Genomic DNA, 24,018 nt, shown 5'->3' on the forward strand with positions numbered 1-24,018 from the left:
GGGGACGTGAGAAGCATATGGGATGGCGGGACCTATCGCCAAAACGGTTTAGGGGGAGGCCGACGGGGTGCCCTCCGTAGGGGTACTCGGGGACGGTTCCGCGCCGGGCTGGTTCTCCTCCGGGAGGTGGCGGCTGACCTCGGCCGTCGTGAGGCCGAGGCCGCCCAGCTCGATCTCGTCCCAGGCCTGGAGGTGGCGGGAGTCCCGGTCGAAGTACAGGATCGACGCCTCGATGGGGTCCGGGTGCTTCCCCTCGATGGCGCGCAGACCGCTGCCGCCGGTGGAGCCCTCGATCCGGAGCCGGGTGCCGTACTTCATGACCTCCGTCTCGTCGTGGTGCAGATGGCCGGCCAGCGCCAGGGGGACCTCGCCGTCGACCTCGCGGACCGCCGCCGGTTCATGGGCGACGGCGACATCCACCGGGGTGCCTGCCGCGCGCTGATCGCGCAGGGCCGTGGCCAGCCGGGCACCCGCCAGCTCCTGCGACTGGGCGGCGCCGATCTGCTTCGAGCGGTCCGGGGTGTACTGCGGATCGCCGATGCCCGCGAAACGCAGGCCCTTGATCGTCGTCGCCCGTCCGTCGTCCAGGACGTGGACGTTCTTCAGGTCCTCCATATAGCGCTGGGTGAGCATCGAGTCGTGGTTGCCGCGGACCCAGACATAGGGGGCCCCGAGGTCCTCGATGGGGTCCAGGAAGCCGTTCTCGGCTGCCGTGCCGTGGTCCATCGTGTCGCCCGAGTCGACGATCACGTCCACCTTGTACTGCTCCACGAGCGAGGCGATGATCTTCCAGCTCGCCGGGTTGAGGTGGATGTCGGAGACGTGCAGGACCCGGAGGGTGGAGGGGTCGGGCGCGTAGGCCGGGAGCGTCGAGGTGGCGTCGTAGAGCTTGGTCACGTTGGTGACCAGGCGGGCCAATTCCTTCTGGTAGACGTCGAATTCGGTGACGATGCTGCGCGCGTTGCCGACCAGGGAGGGGGCCGAGGTGAGCAGGCCGGAGAACTTGGGTTCCAGGACGGAGTCGGGGCGCCAGGTGGCGTAGGCCGTGCCGCCCGAGGCGGCGAGGAGCGCGAGGGCGAGGCCGCCGGCGGCGAGGGCGCGGCGGGGGCGGCGGTAGACCGCGAGGCCGAGGGTGGTGGCCCCGGCGACGACGGCCACGCCGGAGCGGACGGCCAGGTCGAGCGTGCCGCGGCCGACGTCCTCGGTGACCTCGTCCTGGAGGCCGGAGAGGCGCTCGGGGTGGTCGACCAGGGCCTGGGAGCGGTCGGGGTCGAGCTGGTCGACGTTGACGTCCAGGCGGACGGGGGCGTTGTGGCTGTCCAGCGCCAGGGCCCCCAGCGGCGAGACATTGATCTTGGTGCCGCCGGTGAAGGAGGGGCGCAGGGTCATGGTGGTGTTCATGGGGCCGACCGGGACCCGGACATTGCCCACGACCAGCAGCCCCAGCCAGGCACCGACGAGGACGACGGTCACCAGCCCGGCCGCCCGGGCCCACGGGTGCGGCTGCCGTACGAGCTCGATCGTGGTGGGCGCCTGACGGGAGCGATAGCGGCGGGCCAGGGCGCGCGGCGGCTTGCGGATCGGGTTCAGGACACTCAGGACTGCGGCGGGGACGCGGGCCATTGATCCCGTATGCCCAAGTCCCGGGCCTGATATGCGACGCCGGATGGCTCTCCTGCGGCCGGGTCGTGGCCGACAATGGGCCTGTGCTGGAGATGACGCGCGAGGAGTTCGAGGAACTGGTGGCCGAGGCGCTCGACCGGATCCCGCCGGAGCTGACGCGACTGATGGACAACGTCGCGGTGTTCGTCGAGGACGAACCGCCCGCGGACGACCCGGAGCTGCTCGGGCTCTACGAGGGGACCCCGCTGACCGACCGGGGGGAGTGGTACGCCGGGGTGCTGCCGGACCGGATCACGATCTACCGGAACCCGACGCTGCGGATGTGCGAGTCGCGGGAGGACGTCGTCGCGGAGACGGAGGTCACCGTGGTGCACGAGATCGCGCACCACTTCGGCATCGACGACGAGCGCCTTCACGCCCTGGGCTACGGCTGAGCCGTGATGTGAATACGGGGCGCGTGTCCTCTTGCGGGCGGCGGGAGTTGAAGGTGTTGACTCCATCACCCTTCCCGGAGGTGGCCCCGTGCGCCCCTTGTACGTACCCGTCCGCCTGGCCGCCACGGTCGTGGCCGTCGCCGCTGCCGCCGGCTGCATGAGCGTCGGCGCCGACGGCGCGGGCGGGAGCGCCAAGCCGTCGCACTCCGCGGGACAGCGCGGCGGGGAGGGGGCCGAGGGCGGATCGGCGGTGTCGGGCGGCGGTACCGGGATCGGTGTGACCTCGGCCGACGGCAAGCACGGACGCGGCAAGGGGAAGAAGGGCGGCAAGGGCAAGCGCGGCAAGCCGGGGGAGTCGGCGTCTCCCGAGGCGACGCCGTCCGCCGCGGCGAGCCCGTCCGCGCCGGGAGGCGGCAAGCCGGGCAAGCCGGACCGGCCGACGCCGAAGCCCCCGGCGCCGCCCACTCCCACCCGGACGGCCGAACCGGAGCCCACGCCTACACCGCCCGAGCCGCCGGCATCGCCGGAGCCGACGACCTCGCCGGAGCCGACGCCCGAGCCGCCGGGGCCGCAACTGGCGCAGCGGGAGCCGGCTCCGGAGGCGGGGGCGCCGGCGTAGCCCCCCGCTGTGAGCCTCGTCGCGGCGGGAACATACTCTGGGGGTGGTCGGTTGACAGCCGACGGGAGGTTCTCCGGGCCACTGGCCTTTCAGAGAGCGTCCCTGCTGTCTCCTACGGAGTCCGGTTTGCCTTGCAGGGCCCGGAGTGCGTATGGTGGCAGATCGTTTGATCCCATTCTTGCCCGGCGCCACTGCAGAGCGCGCCGTGTGGCGCGTACTCTCCCTTGCCGTGGTGGACCGCATTGAGGCGGTCGTATTGCGAATCGCGAATCACGGAGTTGACGGGCGCGTGCCGATCGAGACTCCGGAAGGTTTCGCATTCGCATGTCCATCGCCAGTACTGATCACGTCGTCGTGCCCGAGAACGAGGCAGCCGACACCACCCCCGAAGTCACCTTCGCCGACCTCGGCCTGCCCGAGGGCGTCGTGCGCAAGCTCGCACAGAACGGCGTGACCACCCCCTTCCCCATCCAGGCCGCGACCATTCCGGACGCCCTGGCCGGCAAGGACATCCTCGGCCGTGGCCGCACCGGCTCCGGCAAGACCCTCTCCTTCGGTCTGCCGACCCTGGCGACGCTCGCCGGCGGCCGCACCGAGAAGCACAAGCCGCGCGCCGTCATCCTCACGCCGACGCGTGAGCTCGCCATGCAGGTGGCCGACGCGCTCCAGCCCTACGGCGACGTCATGGGCCTGAAGATGAAGGTCGTCTGCGGCGGTACGTCGATGGGCAACCAGATCTACGCCCTGGAGCGTGGCGTCGACATCCTGGTCGCCACCCCGGGCCGGCTGCGCGACATCATCAACCGCGGCGCCTGCTCGCTGGAGAACGTGCAGATCGCCGTTCTCGACGAGGCCGACCAGATGTCCGACCTGGGCTTCATGCCCGAGGTCACCGAGCTGCTGGACCAGGTCCCGGCGGGCGGCCAGCGGATGCTGTTCTCCGCGACCATGGAGAACGAGATCAAGACCCTCGTCGACCGGTACCTGAACAACCCGGTCAGCCACGAGGTCGACGCCGCCCAGGGCGCCGTCACGACGATGTCGCACCACATCCTCATCGTGAAGCCCAAGGACAAGGCGCCGGTCACCGCGGCCATCGCCTCCCGCAAGGGCCGCACGATCATCTTCGTCCGCACCCAGCTGGGCGCCGACCGCGTCGCCGAGCAGCTGCGTGACGCCGGTGCGAAGGCCGACGCGCTGCACGGCGGCATGACCCAGGGCGCCCGGACGCGGACGCTGGCCGACTTCAAGGACGGCTACGTCAACGTCCTCGTCGCCACCGACGTCGCCGCGCGCGGCATCCACGTCGACGGCATCGACCTGGTGCTGAACGTGGACCCGGCCGGGGACCACAAGGACTACCTGCACCGCGCGGGCCGTACGGCGCGTGCCGGCCGCACCGGCACCGTCGTCTCCCTCTCGCTGCCGCACCAGCGGCGTCAGATCTTCCGCCTGATGGAGGACGCCGGCGTCGACGCCGGGCGCCACATCATCCAGGGCGGCGCGGCCTTCGACCCGGAGGTCGCCGAGATCACCGGCGCCCGGTCGATGACCGAGGTCCAGGCCGAGTCCGTGGGCAACTCCGCGCAGCAGGCCGAGCGTGAGGTCGCCCAGCTCACCAAGGAGCTGGAGCGGGCGCAGCGGCGTGCGAACGAGCTGCGTGAGGAGTCCGACCGGCTGCTCGCGCGGGTCGCGCGTGAGCGGGGCGAGGACCCTGCCGCGGTGGTCGCCGGCGAGTCCGGGGATGTCGCCGCCGTCGCCGAGGTGTCGGTGCCGGAGCAGCCGACCGCGAAGGACGTCGAGCGTGAGGAGCGCGCCGAGTCCTCCGCGTCCACCCCGTCGTACGAGCGTCGGGAGCGGCGCGAGGAGCGTGGCGGCGGCTACGGCCGTGACCGTTACGCCGACCGTGACCGTGGCGGCGACCGCGGTGGTGACCGTGGCGGGCGTTCCTTCGACCGTGACCGTGGTGGCGACCGTGGCGGTCGTTCGTTCGAGCGGCGTGACGAGCGTGGCGGCGGCTTCAACCGTGACCGCGACCGGGACCGTGACCGCGGTGGTGACCGTGGCGGTGACCGCGGTGGCCGTTCCTTCGATCGCGACCGCGACCGTGGCTTCCGTCGCGACGACCGGGGCGACCGCGGTGAGCGCGGCGGCTTCCGCCGTGACGACCGTGGCGGGCGTTCCTTCGACCGTGACCGTGGCGGCGACCGCGGCGGCCGTTCGTTCGAGCGGCGTGACGAGCGCGGCGGCGGCTTCAACCGTGACCGCGGCGGCGACCGTGGCGGCTTCCGCCGTGACGAGCGTGGCGGGCACCGCGGCAGCGACCGTCCCTTCAACCGTGACCGCCGTGACGACCGTCCGGGCTACCGCTCCGGCGGCCATGACCGCCCGAACGGCCGCCGTGACGACCACCGCGGCGGCGGCTCCTTCGGCCGCCGCGAGGAGAAGCCGCGCTGGAAGCGCAACGGCTGACGCATAGCAGTGTGGAGCGCCGTGGCCCCGCCCCGACGGGCGGACCACGGCGCTCTGCTGTCCGTCCCGTACGGTGGTGTGTGCCGTCACGAGCCGATACCCGATCGGAGACTCGCCGTCCTGCGGCTATGCTCGTGGGGGCAACATCGCCTGGGCCCTTAGCTCAATTGGCAGAGCAGTGGACTTTTAATCCATTGGTTGTGGGTTCGAGTCCCACAGGGCCTACCTGAAGGACCCCAGCTCAGACATCAACTGGGCTGGGGTCCTGTCCGTTTGACCGGGTAGCCGTCGTGGCGTGCAGCCGGGTCAGCCGTGCCGTCTCGTCGTCGCGGAAGGCCGCTACCTCGTGACAGCGTCGGCTCATCACGAACTCGCCGAGCGACAGGCACAGGTCCATGCGCTGGATGCACACACCGACCATGAACGGGCCGTCCGCGGCGCGGTACAAGCGGACCCCGTAGTAGCCCTCCTGGCAGTCGTCCGGAGTGTTGAACCGGCAGTCGGCGCACGTCTCGGGCAGGCGCACGGGCCGGATGCTCTTCGCGTACAGCGTGCGCCCGTCCGGCAGGTGGTACCGCACCCGCTGGTCGGACGCCCCTGCCGTGATGATGCGGCGGACCGGCACGGCGCCCAGGTGGCCGAGGACATCCTGCATGGCGGCCAGTGAGGCGCCCCCGTCCTCCAGCGACACGAGCATCCGGACCACGACGCAGCGGCCGTGTCGCTCGACGATGCGGAGCACGCGGTCGACGTGGCCACGGTCGGGGATCACGATGTTGGCGGAGACCTTGATGCCGTGCGCGGCGGCGGTCTCGATCGTCGCGTCGAGGGCGGCCAGCTTGCGTTCGGCGAGCTTCGGCGAGGCGAGACGCGGGGCCTGTACGGCGGCGAGCTCGGCCGGGGTGGTGCCGAATACGGACAGGTTGATGCGGTCGAGGCCGGCTGCCGCGGCGGCGGGCAGGACCGCGGCGCCGTTCTCGCCGTTCGAGGTGAGTCCGACCGTGAGTCCGAGGCGCCGGGCGATGGTGATCAGGCCGGGCAGGTCGGGGTGCAGCGTCGGCTCACCGCCCGTGAAATGCACTTCGTTCGTCGGCAGGCCGCCGCGTATGGCGGCGAGGGCCAGGGCGAAGTCGGCGTCAGCGGCGATCCGGCCGGGGAGGAAGTCGGCGCCGTTGGTGCGGAGGTAGATGGAGACGCGTCCGGTGCTGCCGGGTGCGGCGACGGGTGTTCCCTCGTTGTGGCAGAACGAGCAGGCTAGGCCACAGGCATCGATGATCTTCACGCGCAGGGTGCGGTCCGGTTTCACTTCCACCGGCACGTCGCTCAGGTCGTGCATGGTGCCCCCTCTGCGGGCGGGCCGGGGCGCGGTGCCCCGGCCGGAGTAGCAGGCGCCGGCCTACTCGAAGCGCAGGTCGGCGATGGAGTCCAGGTCGATGCCGTAGAGGCGGTAGACCTTCGTGGTGTTGATCGATGTGAGCCGGTCGTGGTTGATGCCGAGCGCGGCGGCGGCCGTCCACACCTGTGTTTCGTCGTCGGCCTCGATCTCCAGGTACGGCGGGATACGCGGCCACTCGTCGACCTCCAGGCGGGCGGCGCCGAGGGTGTACGAGGTGCGTCGGTTCTCCTGGTAGCCGCGTGGTGTCAGGCCGGTGAGCCGCAGCAGCGCGGCGGTTTCCTCGAAGCTGTCGACGGTCACTTCGGTCTCGTGGGTGCCGTCGACGGCGTCCGTGATGATCTGCTTCACGCACAGAGTGACGTCGGTCCCCGTGTCGCGCAGCCGCACCCATCGGCCGGGGACGGCCGGGATGGTGTCGTACACGTACCGTCGCATGAGGCGGGCCCCAGCCGTGCAAGTACCGCCGACGTCTGCGATGAGCCGTGCGATCTTCGCGGGGTCGATGTCGAGGGCCTTCGCTTCGAACTCAATGCCTGCCATAGGTCTCCGATCGCTGGGTGCTGCTGGTGTCTCAACGACCGTGCAGCGTAAGGACGCGCCGGAACTTCACAGCCGGGTTCCGACGGCGATGGTGTCGTTGTCCGCGAGCCGCAGGATCGCTCGGAGGGACGAGCGCCCGGACGGCGGCCCGGGCGAGGGGTGACTTCGTCGTGCGCACCAACTGCTGGCCGAGCCTCGGGAACTCGGCGTTGCCGGCGTCCGGCGTCCGGCATCAGGGACTCGGACTCGGTGATGGCCATGCCGTTGCCTCCGCGGGGCGTCGGAACCCGCCAGGACCGAATGCGGCGGCGAGTACCGCAGGGGCAGTGAGTTGGCCCGACCCGTCCGGGTGGGTGAGCCACAAGCGGCCGCAGGCCGGCCGGCCCGTTGGCGGGCAGTGCAGCGGCCGGCCGATCGGTTGTACGGCTACGGCCCGCAGGTCGGCCAACTCCTCTACGGCGTCGAGCGGCACGAGCCACCAGGCCGTGTCCAAGTCCGGATCGGCGAGGATCGGTCCGCGGAACTCCTCGCGGATGAGACTGCGCGCCTGGATGCTTGCGACGAGCGGGGCCTCAGCCGCCAGCCACGCACTTCCGGACCGGATCGGCGCCAGCGCCTCAAGGCTCCATGCCTCACGCACGAGGGCGGGGTGCTGGGAGCAGCCGGCAAGCCACGAGTCCCCCGCCAGGTACCGCTCGGTGTACTTCGGTAGGGCCATGGCGGGGACGCTACGTAGGTCGATTGCGCCTCCGGGTGGCGATTGCGCGCGGTTGCGCGCACAGGTAGGAGGCTTGTGCCTGGTTGCTCAGGTGAGGTCGAGAGAGGCCCTCGCGCGGCCGATCAGGCGTCGAGCCGGCGCCCCGTACTCGGCGGCCTCGGCAAGCCAATCCCAGGCGCGTTCGTACAGCTGTACGTCGTCGTCACCGGTCAGCCACAGTTCCTCGCTGATGGTCTCGACGATGACGAGTCTCCGGTCGTAGATCCAGAACGCGTGCGGTGCGGTGCGGCGCAGCTGGGTGCCGAAGGGCAGGATGCCGAGCTCGATGCGGCGTTGGCCGACGAGGTTGTACAACCGGTCGAGTTGCTCGGCCATCACATCGGCAGGGCACGAGCGGTGGTAGAGGGCCGCTTCGCAGACGAGGAAACGGAACGTCTTCTCGGGGTCGTACAGCGCTTCCTGACGGCGCATGCGCGTCTCGACGGCCGCCTCGGTGGTGGGCGGGATGCCGCGGAACTCGGCGTTGCTGTCGAAGATGACCCGCGCGTACTCGGGTGTCTGGAACAGGCCAGGGATGCGGGAGACCTCAAGGCCCCGGATCAGCGTCGTGTTCTCGGTCTGCCGGACGGCGATCTCCTGTCGGCCGCGGTGCCCGCCCGCGAGCTGCCGGCGCCATGAACGGTGCCGCTGCTTCATGTCCAGACCGGCGAGCAGGCCGTGCAGTTCGGGCTCGGCGTCCAAGCGGCCGACCGCGTGGGCCCAGGCGGTCAGATCGGCACGGGTCGGGGTCTGCTTGCCGTTCTGTAACCGGGATACCTTCGATGTCTGCCAGCCCGCCTTGCCGGCGATGTCCTTGCCGTCCAGACCGGCCTCGGTGCGCAGCTCCCGCAGCCGCGCGCCGAGGGCCTCGCGCGCGGTCTGGAAGTCGGTGGTCACACAGTCGAAGCTACCCGTTTCGCGAACTCGGCCGTAGGTACCGCGTGATGCCAGGCGGCGTCCCGGGACTGGCAGGCGGCCAGCACCTCGGCAGGGTCCTCGGTGACGTACACACCGAGAGTGGTGTCGTCGTGGTCCGGCAGCCGCAGGGCGTGGGCTTCGCCGCGCGGGAGGTGGCGAATGTCCTCGCCGGCTTCGATGTTGCTCGGGGCTCGGGCCAGTAGAAACTGCTGCCCCTGAGTGAGGGGCTTGTCGACCAGGCGGACCCGCTCGAACCGCTTGCCTTGACTGACCTGGGCGCGAACGTTCTGCCGCCAGGCGTTGGCCGGCTCGGCAGCGACGTCGTCACCTGCGAGCCACTTCGGCCAGAGCGGGGACTGGCGGTCGGAGGCGTAGCCACGGCGGGTCTCCAGCCGGAACGCGGTGTGCCGGAACTCGCGGAACATGTGTGAGATCGAGGCGAAGGGCTGGAGCTCGGGCGCAGCGCTGCGGGGCGTGTATCGGGTCAGGAGGCTGCGGGGGACGCGGACGAACGTCTCGGACGGTTTGACGTCCCGTAGTCGTACGAGATGCTGCGGGTCAGTCTCTCGGTCTCCTTGCACGAGGATCTCGTCCGTCTCCGGGATCTCGTACAGGGTGGGGCAGTCGCCGTCGTCGCTGGTCGTGCCGAGGAACCTGAGCGTCATCTCGCCCTCCGTGTCCGCTGGTGGGGAGTTCAGCATGCGCGCCAGGGCGCGCTGACGCTCAAGCATTGCAGCGGATTGCGGACCCGTCTGCCTGCTGCCTGATTGTGCGCAATCAGGCTGAGGGCGCCCGGAGTGAAAGCCCTGGGCGCAGCGGCCAGGACTCGGCTGAGTGAGGCGCAGAGCCTCGGCGTTGTCGCGGCCTTGGGCGACGACCGCGGCGACGCGCGGACAGGGCAGGCCGAGGGACGTCGAGCCAGTCGGCCCGGGATGCCCAGTACGGGTCCACCGGACCTTCAGGTGTTCGGTTCACCCGGCTCGCGTGAGAGACCGGGTGGCTGTTCGGCGACGAACGATCCCTTGCCGCGCACGGTGACGATGAGCCCGCGCTCGCGCAGTTCCTGGGCGGCGCGACGTGCGGTGAGCCGGGCCACGCCGTACGCGTCGGCGAGGTGGTTCTCCGAGGGGATGGGCCTGTCCGGCGCCAGTTCGCCGGACGCGATCTTCCCGGCGATGACGTCGGCCAGCTGTACGTAGAGCGGTCTCGCGCTCATCGGATCCAGAGTGGCCTTCGATTCTTCCGGCGGCTCTTTTGTATCGCTCATACGTCCAACGTAGAGCGGTAGTGCCCTGCTCGATCGTGTGGATCCCTCTGTACTTGTCTGTAGAGGTCTGTATCTAGGTGTAGCTTCGAAGATGGAAAGACCCCGGCGAGGTGGCTAGACCTCCCGGGGCACGGCCAACGCTGAACCAGGAGCGTCGACATGCACGACCTTATCCGCCGCACCCTCGAATGGCTGCGCCTTCTCTTCTGCCCGGGCACGGGCAAACGGCGCCGTCTCCGCCACCGCACCCGCCTGTGTCTGCACTTCGTCGTCGTACGGCACCCCGCCGTACCCCGGGCGCCGCAGCTTCCCCAGCACCGTTCCCCGTACGGCCTCGTCACTCCTCTCGACGGCAGCGACTCTGCCCTCGTACGCCCGTATCTCGCCGTCCGCGACCGGCACCTGATCGCTGCGCACGAGGTGGCTGCCTGATGGAGTACGTCAACGGCACTTTCACACCCCGGCTTCTCCCCTGGACGTCCACCGAAGGCAAGCCCTGCTACCTGGTGACCGACGATGGCGGCAGCCGTCTGTCCCGTCTCGCCGACGACTTGGAGGCGGCCCAGCTCGCCACCGGTGTCGATGTGCTCGGTCTCGCCCGCACCGTGCTGGACGACCCGATGTCGCCGTACACCGAGGTCCGCTACGCCGGTCTCCGGCTCGCCGAGTGTCTGACCGATGCCTTGCGCGTCGCCGAGTCCCGTGGCATGCGTCTGTCCACACCGGGTGGGGCCGGGTCGACCACCACGTAGGGCGTCAGCAGAAGGGGCGGCTCGGGTTGTTGGCCCAGAAGGAGAGGAAGGACCAGGTCTGTGCTCCGACCCGTCCGTCGACGACGATCTCGGCGCATTGCTGGAAGGCCGTCACCGCGCTGCGCGTCTGCCCGCCGAAGTCTCCGTCCACGTCCAGGTCGGCGTCCACCGCCTCATTGAGGTAGCACTGGGCCTGCTGGACGACTGCCCCGGATGAGCCCTGCTGGAGGTTGGGCCGGCGGTTCGTGTAGTCGCAGATGTCGTCCGGTCCCTGGGCCACGACGCGTTCGGGGCGTTCGGTGCGTTCCGGGATGGTCTGTGGCGCCGCGGCGGCAGGACCTGCGGCAAGGCCCGCGGAAAGGAGAACAGCCGCAGCGATCGCGTGCGTTCGTCGCATCCTCAACCACCTCCAAGGTGCCGGTGTCTCCAGCGTGCGCCGACGCCTCCCAGGTCGCATCTCGACGCGGGCAGCCCTGAGGGGCCGTCCAGGAGCGGGCGTTGGCGCGAGCGGCGGGGTCGGGGCGGGAGCAGCGAAGAGCCCCGGTCCGGACAGCATCCGGACCGGGGCTCGGGTCGACTGCGACTGCCGGGCGGCTCAGCTCGTCGTCAGCATTCCCGAGCGCAGCCGTGCCACCGTCCGGGAGAGCAGGCGGGAGACGTGCATCTGGGAGATGCCGAGGCGGGCGCCGATGTCGGCCTGGGTGAGTTCCTCGACGAAGCGGAGGTGGAGTATGAGGCGCTGGCGTTCGTCGAGTTCGGCGAGGAGGGGGGCCAGGGCGTGGAAGTCCTCGACCAGTTCGAGGGCCGGGTCCTCCTCGCCGATGAACTCCGAGAGTGTCGCGTCGCTTTCGTCCGCGTCGCCGCCGACCGTCGCGTCGAGGGACGAGGAGAGGTAGCCGTTCGCCGCGACCTGGGCCTCGACGACCTGTTCCTCGGTGATGTTCATCAGGGCGGCCAGTTCGGCGACGCGGGGCGCGCGGCCGAGGCGGGAGGCCAGTTCCTCGGTGGCCTTGGCGAGTTCCGTACGGGCCTCCTGGAGGCGGCGCGGAACGTGCACGGCCCAGGACGTGTCACGGAAGAACCGCTTGATCTCGCCCACGATGTAGGGCACCGCGAAGCTGGTGAACTGCACCTCGCGGGAGACCTCGAAGCGGTCGATCGCCTTGATCAGCCCGATGATGCCGACCTGGACGACGTCCTCCATCGCCTGGCCGCTGCCGCGGAACCGGCGGGCCGCGAACCGCACGAGCGACGTGTTCATCTCGATGAGGGTGTTGCGCGCGTACTGGTATTCGGGAGTGCCCTCCTCCAGTACGGCGAGCCGCTCCAGGAACTGCCCGGTCAGCCCGCGCGCGTCCTGCGGGGCGAGCTTCTGCGGCTCGGCGATGAGGGGCAGCACCTCGCTGGTCTCGGTGCCGGCATCCGTCGTCGTGCCGATGCGCGTGGTCGCTGTCACGGGCCCTCCCTCTAGTCCCGGCCCGCTCCCATCCCCCGACAGGCCACCTCTAGCGCCGCTACCCGCAGCCGCCGGGCTCATGCCCCGCATATGCCCCATCGAGACGTTGAACACAGTCGGTGCAGGTCGGGGCGGTGCCGGGGTACCCACAGAAGTCTGTGACGGCACGGGATCGGAGGGTGGGGCGGCGTGGCGGGGAGGGGTTCAGGCAGTCCGGGAGTCGGGCGAGCGGGAGTCATCGGAGATGCCGGACGCGCCGGATGCGCCGGGGATGCCGGAGATATCGGATGCGTCGGAGATGCCGGATTCGTCAGGGATACCGGAGACATCGGAGAGGGCGGAGACGTCGGAGAGGGCCAAGACATCGGAGTCGTCTTGTATCCGCGCCGCCGCCGCGTCGCAGAACGCCTCGAGGCCCTGCAGCAGCGCGACGCGCTTGGCCGCCGGCATCTGGTCGAGCACCTCGCGCAGCGCCTGCTCCCGTCGTACGCGCAGATCGGCGAGGAACGTACGGCCCCGGCCGCTGAGGCGCAGGCGTACCTCGCGCCGGTCCACCGGACTCACCACGCGCTCGACGAACCCGGTCGCCTGCAGCCGGTCGCAGAGCCGGCTCGTCGAGGGCGGTGTGGAGGCCAGGGAGTCGGCGAGCGTGCGCAGGTTGATGCCCTCGTGGTGCTCGAGGATGAGCAGCACGCGCAACTGGGAGGCGGAGGCGGGCGCTGTCGAGGCCCGGCCCCAGAGGACCTCCAGCAACTCCGCCGCCGTGGAGGTCACACGTGCGACCTCTGCCGGCTCGGGGCGGGGTCGGAGGGAAGTCACAGTCACACTCTCGCAGGCGCCGGGGTGGCCGTCAGCGTACTAGGCGCCCGGGCAGCCGGGAGTGACCCCGGTCGGGGTCGTAGCCGTTCACAGCCGCCCACCGCTCATACAGACCGAGGATTGGTGTGTCGACCATCGTGACGACGATCGTGAACAGATTCGTGGCCGCCGAGCGCGCCCTGCGCACGGCGGCTCCCCATCAGCTGCTGGACGCGGTCCGTCGTGTACTGACCGATCAGTACGCGGCGGACTCCGTCGAGCTTTTCCTGGCCGACTACGGACTCACGGTGCTTCAGCCGGTGTCCGTGCCGCCGCACACCCTCGAGCCGGTGTCCGTGCACAACAGCCCGGCGGGCCGGGCCTTCGGGGCGCAGGAGCCCCGGGTGGAGGACCTGCCGGGGGAGCGCGTCCGGGCGCATCTGCCCGTCACCGTGCGCGGCGACCGGCTCGGTGTGCTGACCGTCGTCCTGCCGGGCGGCGAGCACGCCGACGGCTGCCTCGGCGAACTGGCGGAGATCGCCCAGGTGCTGGGCCATGAGGTCGTCGTCGCCGAGCGGGACACCGACGTCTACCTCCAGGCACGCCGCCGGGACCGCCTCACCCTGGCCGCCGAGATGCAGTGGCAACTGCTGCCGGGCCGCTCCTGCGCCCGCCCCGAGTACGACCTCGGCGCCCAGCTCGAACCGGCGTACGCGATCTTCGGCGACAACTTCGACTGGTCCGCCACGGCCGACCGGCTCAGCCTCTACGTCACCAACGGCATGGGCGAGGGCATCGAGGCCTCCCTGCTGACCAACCTCGCGATCAACGCCCTGCGCAACGCCCGCCGGGCCGGTCTCCCCCTCGCCGACCAGGCCGCCCTGGCCGACCAGGCGGTGTACGCGCACTACTCGGGCCGCTGCTACCTCTCCGTGCTGATGCTCGACTTCGATCTGGCCACCGGGCGGGTCCTGGCCGTGGACGCCGGTTCACCCCAACTGCTGCGACTGCGTCAGGGAGTGGTGGAACGGGTCGACTTCGACGCCCAGTTGCCGCTCGGCATGTTCGAGGAGACCGACTACGCGGTCCAGGAGTTCCGGGCCGAGCCCGGCGACCGGCTCGTCTTCGTCAGTGACGGGGTGTACGACGTCGCCTCCCCGGGCGGAGAGGCGTACGGCGACACCGCCCTGGCCCGGGCGATCCAGTCGACGCGGCTGCTTCCGGCCGCCGATGTGCCCCGGGCCGTCCTGCGCGAACTGAACGGCCATCGCGGCGGGCCCGTCGCCGCCGACGACGCCCTGGTGGTGTGTCTGGACTGGCGTGGGCGGTAGGGGACGGGGAAGGTGCAGGCCAGGGGCGACGGCGGGCAGTTGTTTGGTGTTGCCCACCGTCGGCACTAATGTTTGTCATACGGCAAGTAACGGCTGAGGTGCCGTAGCCCGGCCCTCGGTCCGGCCCGTGCAAGGGAGCGATGCAAGTGTCGGATTCGGAACGGAACGCGGAACAGGAGCCGGCCCATTACCAGGTGAGTGCCTTCCTCGAACGGCGCCGGGAGCAGGTGGCCCAACGATGGGCGGACGCCGCGCTGTTCCGCACCGTCTTCACCGTCTCACGGGACGAGGCCGTGGAGGCGGGCAGGTCCGTGGCCGCGGCGCTGGCCGCGGTGGCGGCTTCCGGGCGGACGGAGGACATCCGCGCGCCCGGATTCGAGTCGGTGCGCGACCAGTTGAGCCGGATGGCGGCCTCCCGCGCCCGTACGGGGATCGACCCGGACGGGGTCGCCGGCGAGGTGGCCGCCCTGCGCGACCCGGTGACCGAGCTGCTGCGCGCCGAGTTCCCGGACCCGTACGCCCCCGAGGCCCAGGACAGCGTGCTGGCCCTGACCGTGCTCATGGGCACGCTGCGCCTGGTGGTGATGGAGACCCTGGTGAGCGCGGGCGAGGAAGTGATCGCACGGCAGCGCGAGCAGCTTCTCGAAGTCGCCACCCCGGTGATCAAGCTATGGGACGGCATCGTCGCCGTACCGCTGATCGGCACACTGGACAGCGCCCGCAGCCAGGTGGTCATGGAGAGCCTGCTGGACGCGATCGTCGCCGAGCGCGCCCGGTACGCCATCCTCGACATCACCGGCGTGCCCACGGTCGACTCGCTGGTCGCCCAGCATCTGATGAAGACGGTGGCGGCGGCCCGGCTGATGGGCGCCGAATGCGTCGTCTCCGGTATCCGGCCCGCGATCGCGCAGACCATCGTCCACCTGGGCATCGACCTCGGCACGGTGCTCACGCGCGCCAGCCTCGCGGACGCGCTGGCCTACGCGCTCAGCCGGCAGGGCGTCGAGATCGCGCCGCTCCGGTCGGCCGGCCCGGTGGCAGACACGGGCGTGCGGTGAGCGGGTTCGGGCCGGCGGCGTTCGGACCCGCGGGGGGACACGCCTTCACGGTGCCGGTCCTCCAACTCGGCGACACCCTGCTGGTCACCCTCCAGGGAGAACTGCACGACGGGATGGCCGAGCAGCTCCAGCAGGACATCACCGCCCGGATCGCGCACTCCCGCGTGACCGGAGTGGTCATCGACATCTCGGGTGTCGACATGGTCGACTCTTTCCTGGGGCGGGTCCTCGCCGAGATCGCCGCCGGAGCCGGGCTGCTGGCCGCTCGTACGGTACTGGCCGGGATGCGCCCGGCGGTGGCGATCACCCTGGTGGAACTGGGGCTCACCCTGCCGGGGCTGCGTACGGCCCTGGACGTCGAACGCGCGATGGAGCTGCTCGCCGCCGGTGAGCCTCACAGTGAGGGGAGTCCCTGATGCAGGCCTCCCGCCATGCCGCGCCGGCGAGCCTGCCGATCGGCTCGGACGCCGATCTGGCCTGGGTACGGCAGCAGGTCCGGCAGGCGGCCGCCGAGCTGGGCTTCGGGCTGGTGCAGCAGACCAAGCTCGTCACGGCGGCCAGCGAACTGGCCCGCAACACCCTCGTCCACGGCGGGGGCGGCCATGTGGAGATCACCCCGCTGGGCGTCGCCGCGTCGAGCGGGCTGCGGCTGGCCTTCGTCGACACCGGGCCCGGCATCCGCGACCTGGACCAGGCGATGACCGACGGCTACACCAGCGGCGGCGGGCTCGGACTCGGCATGAGCGGGGCCAAGCGGCTGGTGCACGAGTTCGAGGTGGAGAGCCGGCCCGGTGAGGGGACCACCGTCACCGTCACCGCCTGGGCCACCGCCGTGCCGCCGTCCCGGCCGGGGGCCTGATGAGCAGGGTGTGGGACGTGCCGGTGGACGACTCGACCCGGGTGCGGGACGTCCGGGTGGCGGCCGAGGAGGCCAGCGCCGACGCCGGGCTTCCCGCGCCCCGCACCGCGACCGCCGCGCTCGTGGCGACGGAGCTGGCGACCAACCTGCTGCGGCACGCCGACGGCGGGCGCGTCGTCATCAACCTCGTCGAGCGCGGCCAGGACGGCGCCCCGGAGACGTCCGTGCAGATCGTCTCGCTCGACCACGGACCCGGCATCCCGGACATCGCGACGGCGATGCGCGACGGCTACACCACCGCGTCCTCCCTGGGCGCGGGCCTCGGCACGTGCCGGCGCATAGCGAACGACTTCGATCTGCACAGCGCCCCCGGCCGGGGCACGGTGGCCGTGGCCCGCATCGGCCACGAGCGGGCCGCCAAGGGAGCGCAGGCATCGCAGAGGGCGCAGGGACCGCAGGGGGCGCTGCGTCTGCCGGGCCCGCGCGTCGGCGGTGTCAACGTCCCCCTCGGCCGGGCCGAGTACTCCGGCGACGCGTGGAGCCGGGTGTACGGCGGCGACCGCGTGACCCTGCTGCTCGCCGACGGGCTCGGCCACGGGCCCAAGGCCGCCGAGGCGTCCGGCGCCGCCGTGGCCGCACTGCCCGGGGTGGCCGACCTGCCGCCCGCCGAGATACTGCGGCACCTGGGCAGGACCCTGCGGCCCACCCGGGGCGCGGCCGTCGCAGTGGCCCAACTCGACCTTACGTCCCAGCAGTTGAGCTTCGCCGGGATCGGCAACGTCAGCGGCCGGCTGCGCACCGACGGCACCTGGAAGCCGCTGCTGTCCCACCCCGGCATCGTGGGCGCCCAGGCCCCGGCGTCCGTGCCCGTGCAGCGCGTGCCCTGGCAGGAGGACAGCCTGCTCGTCCTGCACAGCGACGGCCTGCCCGGCCGCTGGACGCCGCCCGACGACGGCGTGCTCCTGTCCTGCGACCCGGCGGTGGTGGCCGTGGCGGTGCTGCGGGACGCGGGGAGTGCGGCTCTGCCGGTGCGGGACGATACGTGTGTGGCCGTACTGGGGGCCGGTTCCGGTTCCGGTGTCGGTGCTGGTGCCGGTCGCTGGAGCGGCACAGGGGCCTGACTCGCCCCGCCGTTCTCACCGGCCGTCAGTTCCGTCAGGGTGCGGCGCGCCCCCGTCCCGTGCCGCCAGAAACCCCCGCAACCCCCGGCTCAGAGCCGCCCGTTCCGCCGGTTCCATCGCCGCCAGCGCCGCGGCCAGGGCCTCGGTCCGGCGGTCCGCGACGTCGTTCAGGACATGCCTGCCGTGCGCGGTGAGCCACAGCTGCACCTCGCGGCGGGTGCCCGGATGCGGGGCCCGCTCCAGCAGACCGGCCGCGGCGAGCCGGTCGCAGAGCCGGCTGGCCGTGGGGAGGCCGATGTCCATCTGGTCCGCCAGGGCCGTGACGTTCAGACCGGGCCCCGCCTCCACGGTGCGCAGCGCCCGCAACTGGTGCGGGGACAGCCGCAGGGAGGCCTCCTGGGCGGCGACCGACCACAGGGCCGTCAGACTGTCCACGGCATCGGCGATCCGCGACGCGACGGCCTCAGGGCCATCGCCCGGCCCCCTCGCCCTGGGGTCGCCGGGGGCGCCGAGATCGGTCACGAAACGTCACTTTCCATAAGCTCCGGGCACTGCGGAGATCGCCCTCTTGCAAAGGCTGTACCCGATGAGCCGGGGGACAAGCAGACCCGTTCACCACCCGTCCGGGCCGCGTCCCGTTCAGCCCGCGCTGAGCTCCGTCAGCGCGGCCAGCGGCAGCGTGTGCTGGGTCTGCAGCACCTTGGCGCGCAGATAGCGGACGTTGTGCGCGGTGGTGAAGACGCCCGTCGGGACGCGGTCGCGCACATCGACGCCCAGCGTGCGCAACTGGTCCGCCTTGTCGGGGTTGTTGGAGAGCAGGTCCAGCTCGTCGATGCCCAGGGCCTTCAGCATCTGGGCCGCCGCCGTGTAGTCGCGGGCGTCCTCCGGCAGACCCAGGGCCGCGTTCGCCTCGTACGTGTCGAGCCCCTCGTCCTGGAGGGCGTACGCGTCGAGCTTGTTGTAGAGGCCGATGCCCCGGCCCTCCTGGCGGAGGTAGAGGAGCACGCCGCCGCGGTCGGCTATGCGCTCGACCGCCTCGCGCAGTTGCGGACCGCAGTCGCAGCGGGCCGAGCCGAACACGTCCCCGGTCAGGCACTCGGAGTGCAGCCGCACCAGCGGGACCGGGCCCGGCTCGCCCAGGACGACGGCCACGTGTTCCTGGCCGTCGGCCAGTCCGTGGAAGGTGACGAGTTCGGCGTCGACCTGGTAGCCGTCGTGAAAGCGCAGCGGTACCCGGACGCGGGAGCGCGGGGTGGCGAGGGCGGCTGGGGCGGCAGGGGTGTCGGGCATGCGGGGCCTCCGGATTCCGTTCCTGTTCGGCTGCACGGCCGTCTGCTGGGCCGTCTGCTTCAGATTTGAAGCAGATCCACGGTTCGGAACACTACCCTTGCTTTAAATTTGAAGCAACGAGGTTCAGTCGCTTGTGACGTGCCTCACTGAAGTCCCTCCAAGAGCAGTCGGCCGCCTCACGAACAGGCCGTGGAGGACCTCACGAACAGGCCGTGGAAGACCTCCGCCGCCACGGCACGTCGTCCGACGTCGGCCGTGCCCCGTCCTCCTGGAGCCCCTGCGCGATCGCCGCGGAGATCTCCTCCAGCTGCGCCACCTGCTCCTCGCTGAGCCGGTCGAAGACGAAGCTGCGCACGGTCTCGACATGACCGGGCGCCGCGCGCTCCAGTACGGCGAACCCCGCGTCGGTCAGCGCGGCGATGCTGCCCCGCTTGTCGTACCGGCAGGCCTCGCGCCGCAGCATGCCGTCCTTCTCCAGCCGGGACACCGCGTACGTCAGCCGGCTGCGCGTGATCTTCAGCCGCTCGGCGAGATCGGTCATGCGCAGGCGCTGTTCGGGGGACTCCGACAGGACGGACAGGATGGAGTAGTAAAGGTGCGGCATGCCGGCGTCCTGCTGGAGCTGCCGGTCGATCGCGTCCTCCAGAAGCAGCGAGGAGGCGATGTACGCGCGCCAGGCGCGCTGCTCCTCGGGGGTGAGCCAGCGAGTCGTCATGCCGCCAGTGTAGGTTTGTTTCAAACTTGAACCAAGACCCGGCGGGTCACGGCAGACCCTGAGTCCCGCCGGTCCGCCGTCCGACCCGACCGGGGAGCGTCGATGCCTCACCCGTACGTCCTGCTGTCCGCCGCCGTCTCCCTCGACGGCTACCTCGACGACACCGGGCCCGAACGCCTGCTGCTGTCCGGCCCGGCCGATTTCGACCGGGTCGACGAGGTCCGGGCATCCGTCGACGCGATCCTGGTCGGCGCCGGCACCATCCGCGCCGACAACCCGCGCCTGCTGGTCAACTCGGAGGAGCGGCGGGCCGCCCGCACGGCTGCCGGCCTGCCGGAATACCCCCTCAAGGTCACCGTCAGCGGCACCGGCGACCTCGACCCCGAGGCGCGGTTCTGGCACACGGGCGGCGAGAAGGTCCTCTACACGACCGACCAGGGCGCCGAGCGTGCCCGGGCCCTCGGCCTCGCCACCGACGTGGTCCCCCTCGGCGCCGACCTCGACTGGCGTCGGCTCCTCACCCACCTGCACGACGTACGGGGCGTACGGCGGCTCATGGTCGAGGGCGGCGGCCTGATCCACACCCAGCTCCTCACCCAGGGCCTCGCCGACGAACTCCAGCTGGTCCTCGCCCCGCTCTTCGTGGGCGATCCCAAGGCCCCCCGCCTCTTCGGCCCCGGCGGCTACCAGGGCGGCAGGCTCCGGCTGCTGGAGACGCGGCGGATCGAGGACGTCGTCCTCATGCGCTACGAGCCCACCGCCCCGGGCACCGGCGCCCTCGCCGCCGCGGCCGATCACCACTGGCTGGCCCTCGCCTGCGAGTTGGCGGACCTCTGCCCGCCGTCGGACACGGCGTTCAGCGTGGGCGCGGTGGTGGTCGCGGCCGACGGCACGGAACTCGCCCGCGGCCACTCCCGCGAGGGCGGCGACCCGCTCGCGCACGCCGAGGAGGCTGCCCTGGCGAAGCTCGACCCGTCCGACCCGCGCCTCGCCGGCGCCACGGTCTACAGCAGCCTGGAGCCCTGCGCCCGCCGCGCCTCCCGCCCCGCGCCCTGCGCCCGGCTGCTCCTCGACGCCGGCGTCCGCCGTGTGGTCACGGCCTGGCGTGAGCCGGACACCTTCGTCCGGGGCGCCGACGGCAGCGGAGTCCTGGCGGCCGGCGGGGCGGAGGTCGTCGTCCTCCCGGAGCACGAGCAGCGGGCCGAAGCCCCGAACCGTCACCTGCTCTAGAGGGCGGATTCCGCTGCTGAGCATGAGGTGGTCAAGAGTGGTCCCGCGGATGGCGTACACTGGAATCACAACGACGCGGGGTGGAGCAGCTCGGTAGCTCGCTGGGCTCATAACCCAGAGGTCGCAGGTTCAAATCCTGTCCCCGCTACTGAAGGCCTAGGGCCGGAATCCGAAAGGGTTCCGGCCCTAGGTGTTTTCCGGTTTCCGTGCCGCCATTACTGCCAGTGAGCGAACCGCACCACTCCGCACAACAACTGACACGCCGTCAATACCCGGCGGTCACTTACGGAGCGGTCAACTCGCCCGATTTAAGCCGGTCATGGCAGGTAAGTCCGCACGAAAAAGGTTAATGATCAAGTGGAATCGCTGGAATCCACACCCCGGGTCTATTAACGTTCGATAACGCAGCGCGGTCGTCCCAGCCGTCACAGAAGGCGGCTCCGTGCGCACGCGCCGAATCCTGAAAGGGAACCGGGGAACCACCACTTGGGGTGAATCGGGCGTAAACCGCCGTGGAAGCACGGTCGGTATACGCGCGTAGGAGACCTTCCTGCTCCGAACCCGTCAGCTAACCCGGTAGGCGAGAAGGAAGGAAAGGAGTACGCCCACGTGGCGTCCAACCGGCCTGCCCCCGCGGCCCCGTTCGCGCGGAACCAGCGCGACACCGAGACTTTCGGCTACGGCGGTCAGCGCACCGACGAGGGCCCGTTCCAGGAGTGGAACCCCACCGAGGAATCCATCCGTCCCGTCCGTGGCCGGCATCGCGTCACCAAGCAGCGCGGCGGAGGTCTCGCCCGCAGCTCCACCGTCCTGGGCGTCGGCGTCATAGCCGCCGTGGGCGCGGGTGGCATGGCCAGCGCCCAGACCGGCAAGCCGCCGGTGTCCATCTCCGTGTCGGACCTTCCCTCGGTGGGTTCCCTCATCTCGGACGACGACACCCCCGAGGGTTCCTCGACTCCGCTCAGCGGTCTCGGGGCCACGGCCACGGCCAAGGCCGAGGAGGGCTCCTCCGGCGCCGGCGAGGCGCTGCGCGCCCGGATCATGGCCCAGGTCGAGCACCAGCAGGAGCAGATCGACACCAAGGCCGCGCAGGACGCCGCCGACGCCGCCGAGAAGGCGGCCGCGGAAGCCGTGGCCAAGGCGGAGAAGGAAGCCAAGGACAAGGCCGCCGAGGCCAAGCGGAAGGCGGAGGAGGAGGCCAAGAAGAAGGCCGAGGCCGAGCGGCTCGCCGCCCTCGCCAAGCAGTTCACGCTGCCGACCTCCTCGTACACCCTCACCTCGACCTTCGGTCAGGCCGGTGCCTACTGGTCCTCCGGCTACCACACGGGTCTCGACTTCGCCGCCCCCACGGGCACGCCGATCAAGGCGGTGCACAGCGGCACCATCACCGAGGCGGGCTGGAACGGCTCGTACGGCTACAAGACGGTCCTCACCCTCGATGACGGCACGGAGATCTGGTACGCGCACCAGTCCTCCATCGGCGTCAGCGTCGGCCAGAAGGTCAGCACGGGCGATGTCATCGGCCGCGTCGGTGCCACGGGCAACGTCACCGGCGCCCATCTGCACCTCGAAGTGCACTCCGGTGGCTCCAGCAGCGGGATCGACCCGATGGCGTGGCTGCGGGGCAAGGGCCTGAACCCGTAAGCGCCACAAGCCAGTCGAAGCACCGGCAGCCCTGACGACGACCCCCCGACGTCAGGGCTGCCGGTTTTCGGTGTCTGCGGACCCGCTGCGCGCGGGGGCGTTTACAGGACCTTTGCGTCGGACCTGGAATGAGCCGCTCCGGTAGGGCCGTTGACGAGAGACATGACTTCTCTTCGCAAGCTCGGCTCCTCCGATCTCGAAATCTTCCCGCTCGCCCTCGGTGGCAACGTCTTCGGCTGGACCGCCGACGAGGCGCAGTCGTTCGCCGTGCTCGACGCGTACACCGCCGCCGGCGGCAACTTCGTCGACACCGCCGACGTCTACTCGGCGTGGGTCGACGGCAACCAGGGCGGCGAGTCCGAGACCGTCCTCGGCAAGTGGCTTGAGGCGCGCGGCAACCGCGCCGATGTCGTCGTCGCCACGAAGGTCAGCCAGCACCCCGAGTTCCAGGGCCTGTCCGCCGCCAACATCAAGGCCGCCGCCGACGCCTCGCTGCGCCGGCTGCGCACCGACTACATCGACCTCTACTACACCCACTTCGACCAGCCCGATGTGCCGGTGGAGGAGATCATCGGGGCGCTCGACGAGCTGGTGAAGGCCGGGAAGGTGCGGCACATCGCCGCCTCCAACATCTCGGCGGAGCGGCTGCGGGCCTCCCTGGAGTTCTCCGACCGCGAGGGCCTCGCCCGGTATGTCGCCCTCCAGCCCCACTACAACCTGGTCTCCCGCGACACCTACGAGGGCGAGCTCCAGGACCTCGCCGAGCGCTCCGGCCTGGCGGCCGTCCCCTACTTCGCGCTCGCGTCCGGCTTCCTCACCGGCAAGTACCGCCCCGGCACGACCGTCGACAGCGCCCGGGCCGGCGGCGCCGCCAAGCACCTGGAGACCGACCGTGGCCTCCGCGTCCTCACCGCCCTCGACGAGATCGCCACGACCCACGACGCCCCCGTCGCCACGATCGCCCTGGCCTGGCTCGCCGCGCAGCCCACGGTGGCGGCCCCGATCGCGTCCGCCCGCACGGTGGAACAACTGCCGGCCCTGGTCGGAGTCGGTGACCTCACGCTGACGGAGTCGGAGATCGCGCGTCTTACGGAGGCTTCGGCCTGAGCGGTCGCCGGGGCGGGGTTTCGTCCTGCTCGCCGAGCATGCTCGCCGTCTGAACGACCAAGGGCACAGCGCCCCGGCACGCGCTGCCGCGATGGGCCAGGGCCTGTGCGGTGGGGCTTCGGCCGGGGCGTTCGGCCTGGGGCTGGCGGCCGGCCCGGCTTTCGTTTGCCTGCTGCTGCAGCTTGACTGCCGTCGCACGCGCCGTCGGTGCGGCTACGGCCGTGGCGCCCGTACCGGACCGGCAGCTGACCGGCGCCAGACCGGCTGACGACCACACGGGACTGGTGGGCGGCCCGGCTTTCGTGGCCGACGGCTGCGGGCTGACCGCCGTCGGCAGGCCCTTCCGTTACCGGTCTGTGCGGCGGCGCTCCGGCTGGGGCGCTCGGCTGGGGCTGGCGGCCGGCCCGGCTGTCGTTTGCCTGCGGCTGCGGCCTGACTGCCGTCGCACGCGCCGTCGGTGGGTAGCGCCCGGCCCGGACCGGCGGCTGACCGGCTGACGACCACACCGGACTGGTGGCCGACGACCCGGCCTTCGTTGCCCGCGGCTGCGGGCAGACCGCCGGGCACGCGCCGCCGAGACCAATCCGTGCCGGGCGCCACGGCCGCGGCGCCCGGCACCGGACCAGAGCAG

24 protein-coding genes, 2 tRNA genes, 1 pseudogene and 1 riboswitch are annotated in these 24,018 nt (G+C 71.3%); of the genes and pseudogenes, 15 read left to right on the forward strand and 12 right to left on the reverse strand.

All coding sequences use genetic code 11. The annotated features are described in order from the left end of the window. Positions 1 to 48 precede the first annotated feature (48 nt). Positions 49 to 1,623, reverse strand: coding sequence for a metallophosphoesterase family protein (locus tag KJK29_RS19770; RefSeq protein WP_215120474.1), 1,575 nt, complete (start codon positions 1,621 to 1,623; stop codon positions 49 to 51). Positions 1,624 to 1,706: 83 nt separating this feature from the next. Here KJK29_RS19770 and KJK29_RS19775 point away from each other — a divergent pair, with 83 nt between their 5' ends. The 4 genes from KJK29_RS19775 (at position 1,707) to KJK29_RS19790 (ending at position 5,373) form a co-directional block, all read left to right on the forward strand. Beyond that, positions 1,707 to 2,057 (forward strand): metallopeptidase family protein, encoded by a 351-nt coding sequence (locus tag KJK29_RS19775; protein WP_184593542.1) that lies wholly within the window; start codon positions 1,707 to 1,709, stop codon positions 2,055 to 2,057. An 88-nt stretch (positions 2,058 to 2,145) separates the two neighbouring features. Next, complete coding sequence (locus KJK29_RS19780; RefSeq protein WP_215120475.1) at positions 2,146 to 2,676, forward strand: hypothetical protein; 531 nt, start codon at positions 2,146 to 2,148, stop codon at positions 2,674 to 2,676. Between the two features lie 324 nt (positions 2,677 to 3,000). Beyond that, complete coding sequence (locus KJK29_RS19785; protein ID WP_215120477.1) at positions 3,001 to 5,148, forward strand: DEAD/DEAH box helicase; 2,148 nt, start codon at positions 3,001 to 3,003, stop codon at positions 5,146 to 5,148. Between the two features lie 152 nt (positions 5,149 to 5,300). Beyond that, positions 5,301 to 5,373 (forward strand) — tRNA-Lys (locus KJK29_RS19790). Positions 5,374 to 5,389: 16 nt separating this feature from the next. Here the strand turns inward: KJK29_RS19790 and KJK29_RS19795 are convergent. The 5 genes from KJK29_RS19795 to KJK29_RS19815 form a co-directional block, all read right to left on the reverse strand. Continuing rightward, positions 5,390 to 6,484 carry a radical SAM protein gene (locus KJK29_RS19795; RefSeq protein ID WP_215120478.1) on the reverse strand — a complete coding sequence of 365 codons (1,095 nt, stop codon included), beginning with the start codon at positions 6,482 to 6,484 and terminating at the stop codon, positions 5,390 to 5,392. Between the two features lie 60 nt (positions 6,485 to 6,544). Beyond that, complete coding sequence (locus KJK29_RS19800; protein ID WP_215120480.1) at positions 6,545 to 7,084, reverse strand: class IV adenylate cyclase; 540 nt, start codon at positions 7,082 to 7,084, stop codon at positions 6,545 to 6,547. Between the two features lie 805 nt (positions 7,085 to 7,889). Then, the gene (locus KJK29_RS19805) at positions 7,890 to 8,738 is read right to left on the reverse strand and encodes a helix-turn-helix domain-containing protein (RefSeq protein WP_215120481.1); all 849 of its coding nucleotides are present in this window, start codon (positions 8,736 to 8,738) and stop codon (positions 7,890 to 7,892) included. Further along, on the reverse strand, positions 8,735 to 9,424 hold the full coding sequence (locus tag KJK29_RS19810; RefSeq protein ID WP_215124363.1) for a DUF6879 family protein: 690 nt from the start codon (positions 9,422 to 9,424) through the stop codon (positions 8,735 to 8,737). Before KJK29_RS19810 ends, KJK29_RS19805 begins: the two co-directional genes overlap by 4 nt. Positions 9,425 to 9,717: 293 nt before the next feature. Then, on the reverse strand, positions 9,718 to 9,975 hold the full coding sequence (locus KJK29_RS19815) for a GntR family transcriptional regulator (protein WP_215120482.1): 258 nt from the start codon (positions 9,973 to 9,975) through the stop codon (positions 9,718 to 9,720). 210 nt (positions 9,976 to 10,185) lie between these two features. Here KJK29_RS19815 and KJK29_RS19820 point away from each other — a divergent pair, with 210 nt between their 5' ends. Continuing rightward, entirely contained in the window at positions 10,186 to 10,458 is a 273-nt protein-coding gene (locus KJK29_RS19820) for a hypothetical protein (protein WP_215120483.1), read from the forward strand. Then, on the forward strand, positions 10,458 to 10,778 hold the full coding sequence (locus tag KJK29_RS19825) for a hypothetical protein (RefSeq protein ID WP_215120484.1): 321 nt from the start codon (positions 10,458 to 10,460) through the stop codon (positions 10,776 to 10,778). Before KJK29_RS19820 ends, KJK29_RS19825 begins: the two co-directional genes overlap by 1 nt. Before the next feature lie 4 nt (positions 10,779 to 10,782). Here the strand turns inward: KJK29_RS19825 and KJK29_RS19830 are convergent, their stop codons facing one another. The 3 genes and pseudogenes from KJK29_RS19830 to KJK29_RS19840 all read right to left on the reverse strand — a co-directional run. Next, on the reverse strand, positions 10,783 to 11,175 hold the full coding sequence (locus tag KJK29_RS19830; RefSeq protein ID WP_215120485.1) for a peptidoglycan-binding domain-containing protein: 393 nt from the start codon (positions 11,173 to 11,175) through the stop codon (positions 10,783 to 10,785). A gap of 198 nt (positions 11,176 to 11,373) precedes the next feature. Next, a complete protein-coding gene (locus tag KJK29_RS19835) occupies positions 11,374 to 12,234 on the reverse strand; it encodes an RNA polymerase sigma factor SigF (RefSeq protein WP_215120486.1) in 861 nt (286 codons plus the stop codon). 363 nt (positions 12,235 to 12,597) lie between these two features. Continuing rightward, a pseudogene (locus tag KJK29_RS19840) lies at positions 12,598 to 13,008 on the reverse strand (MarR family transcriptional regulator); the annotation flags it as partial. A 194-nt stretch (positions 13,009 to 13,202) separates the two neighbouring features. On the opposite strand from KJK29_RS19840, the gene KJK29_RS19845 reads away from it, so the two are divergent. The 5 genes from KJK29_RS19845 to KJK29_RS19865 all read left to right on the forward strand — a co-directional run bounded on the left by KJK29_RS19845 (position 13,203) and on the right by KJK29_RS19865 (position 17,401). Beyond that, a complete protein-coding gene (locus KJK29_RS19845) occupies positions 13,203 to 14,363 on the forward strand; it encodes a PP2C family protein-serine/threonine phosphatase (protein WP_215124364.1) in 1,161 nt (386 codons plus the stop codon). Between the two features lie 140 nt (positions 14,364 to 14,503). Then, positions 14,504 to 15,421 (forward strand): STAS domain-containing protein, encoded by a 918-nt coding sequence (locus KJK29_RS19850; protein WP_215120487.1) that lies wholly within the window; start codon positions 14,504 to 14,506, stop codon positions 15,419 to 15,421. After that, complete coding sequence (locus KJK29_RS19855) at positions 15,418 to 15,837, forward strand: STAS domain-containing protein (protein WP_215120489.1); 420 nt, start codon at positions 15,418 to 15,420, stop codon at positions 15,835 to 15,837. The genes KJK29_RS19850 and KJK29_RS19855 overlap by 4 nt, the downstream gene beginning before the upstream one ends. After that, on the forward strand, positions 15,837 to 16,280 hold the full coding sequence (locus KJK29_RS19860) for an anti-sigma regulatory factor (protein ID WP_215120490.1): 444 nt from the start codon (positions 15,837 to 15,839) through the stop codon (positions 16,278 to 16,280). The genes KJK29_RS19855 and KJK29_RS19860 overlap by 1 nt, the downstream gene beginning before the upstream one ends. Further along, entirely contained in the window at positions 16,280 to 17,401 is a 1,122-nt protein-coding gene (locus KJK29_RS19865) for an ATP-binding SpoIIE family protein phosphatase (RefSeq protein ID WP_215120492.1), read from the forward strand. The genes KJK29_RS19860 and KJK29_RS19865 overlap by 1 nt, the downstream gene beginning before the upstream one ends. Before the next feature lie 15 nt (positions 17,402 to 17,416). On the opposite strand, the gene KJK29_RS19870 is transcribed toward KJK29_RS19865, so the two are convergent. The 3 genes from KJK29_RS19870 to KJK29_RS19880 all read right to left on the reverse strand — a co-directional run bounded on the left by KJK29_RS19870 (position 17,417) and on the right by KJK29_RS19880 (position 19,406). Further along, positions 17,417 to 17,923, reverse strand: coding sequence for a MarR family winged helix-turn-helix transcriptional regulator (locus tag KJK29_RS19870; RefSeq protein ID WP_215120494.1), 507 nt, complete (start codon positions 17,921 to 17,923; stop codon positions 17,417 to 17,419). A 117-nt stretch (positions 17,924 to 18,040) separates the two neighbouring features. Then, positions 18,041 to 18,691 (reverse strand): GTP cyclohydrolase II, encoded by a 651-nt coding sequence (locus KJK29_RS19875; protein ID WP_215120496.1) that lies wholly within the window; start codon positions 18,689 to 18,691, stop codon positions 18,041 to 18,043. A gap of 199 nt (positions 18,692 to 18,890) precedes the next feature. Next, a complete protein-coding gene (locus KJK29_RS19880; protein WP_215120498.1) occupies positions 18,891 to 19,406 on the reverse strand; it encodes a MarR family winged helix-turn-helix transcriptional regulator in 516 nt (171 codons plus the stop codon). A gap of 102 nt (positions 19,407 to 19,508) precedes the next feature. Between KJK29_RS19880 and KJK29_RS19885 the strand changes: the two genes are divergently transcribed. From KJK29_RS19885 to KJK29_RS19900, 4 genes are all read left to right on the forward strand, one after another. Continuing rightward, entirely contained in the window at positions 19,509 to 20,636 is a 1,128-nt protein-coding gene (locus tag KJK29_RS19885) for a dihydrofolate reductase family protein (protein ID WP_215120500.1), read from the forward strand. A gap of 74 nt (positions 20,637 to 20,710) precedes the next feature. Beyond that, positions 20,711 to 20,784: transfer RNA gene (locus KJK29_RS19890), tRNA-Met, on the forward strand. Between the two features lie 293 nt (positions 20,785 to 21,077). After that, positions 21,078 to 21,234: riboswitch (cyclic di-AMP (ydaO/yuaA leader) on the forward strand. A gap of 11 nt (positions 21,235 to 21,245) precedes the next feature. After that, positions 21,246 to 22,280: a M23 family metallopeptidase gene (locus tag KJK29_RS19895; protein WP_215120501.1), complete on the forward strand. Its 1,035-nt coding sequence runs from the start codon at positions 21,246 to 21,248 to the stop codon at positions 22,278 to 22,280. A gap of 162 nt (positions 22,281 to 22,442) precedes the next feature. Then, positions 22,443 to 23,387 carry an aldo/keto reductase gene (locus KJK29_RS19900; protein WP_215120502.1) on the forward strand — a complete coding sequence of 315 codons (945 nt, stop codon included), beginning with the start codon at positions 22,443 to 22,445 and terminating at the stop codon, positions 23,385 to 23,387. Positions 23,388 to 24,018 lie beyond the last annotated feature (631 nt).

It is taken from the genome of Streptomyces koelreuteriae (assembly GCF_018604545.1).
GTDB lineage: Bacteria > Actinomycetota > Actinomycetes > Streptomycetales > Streptomycetaceae > Streptomyces > Streptomyces koelreuteriae.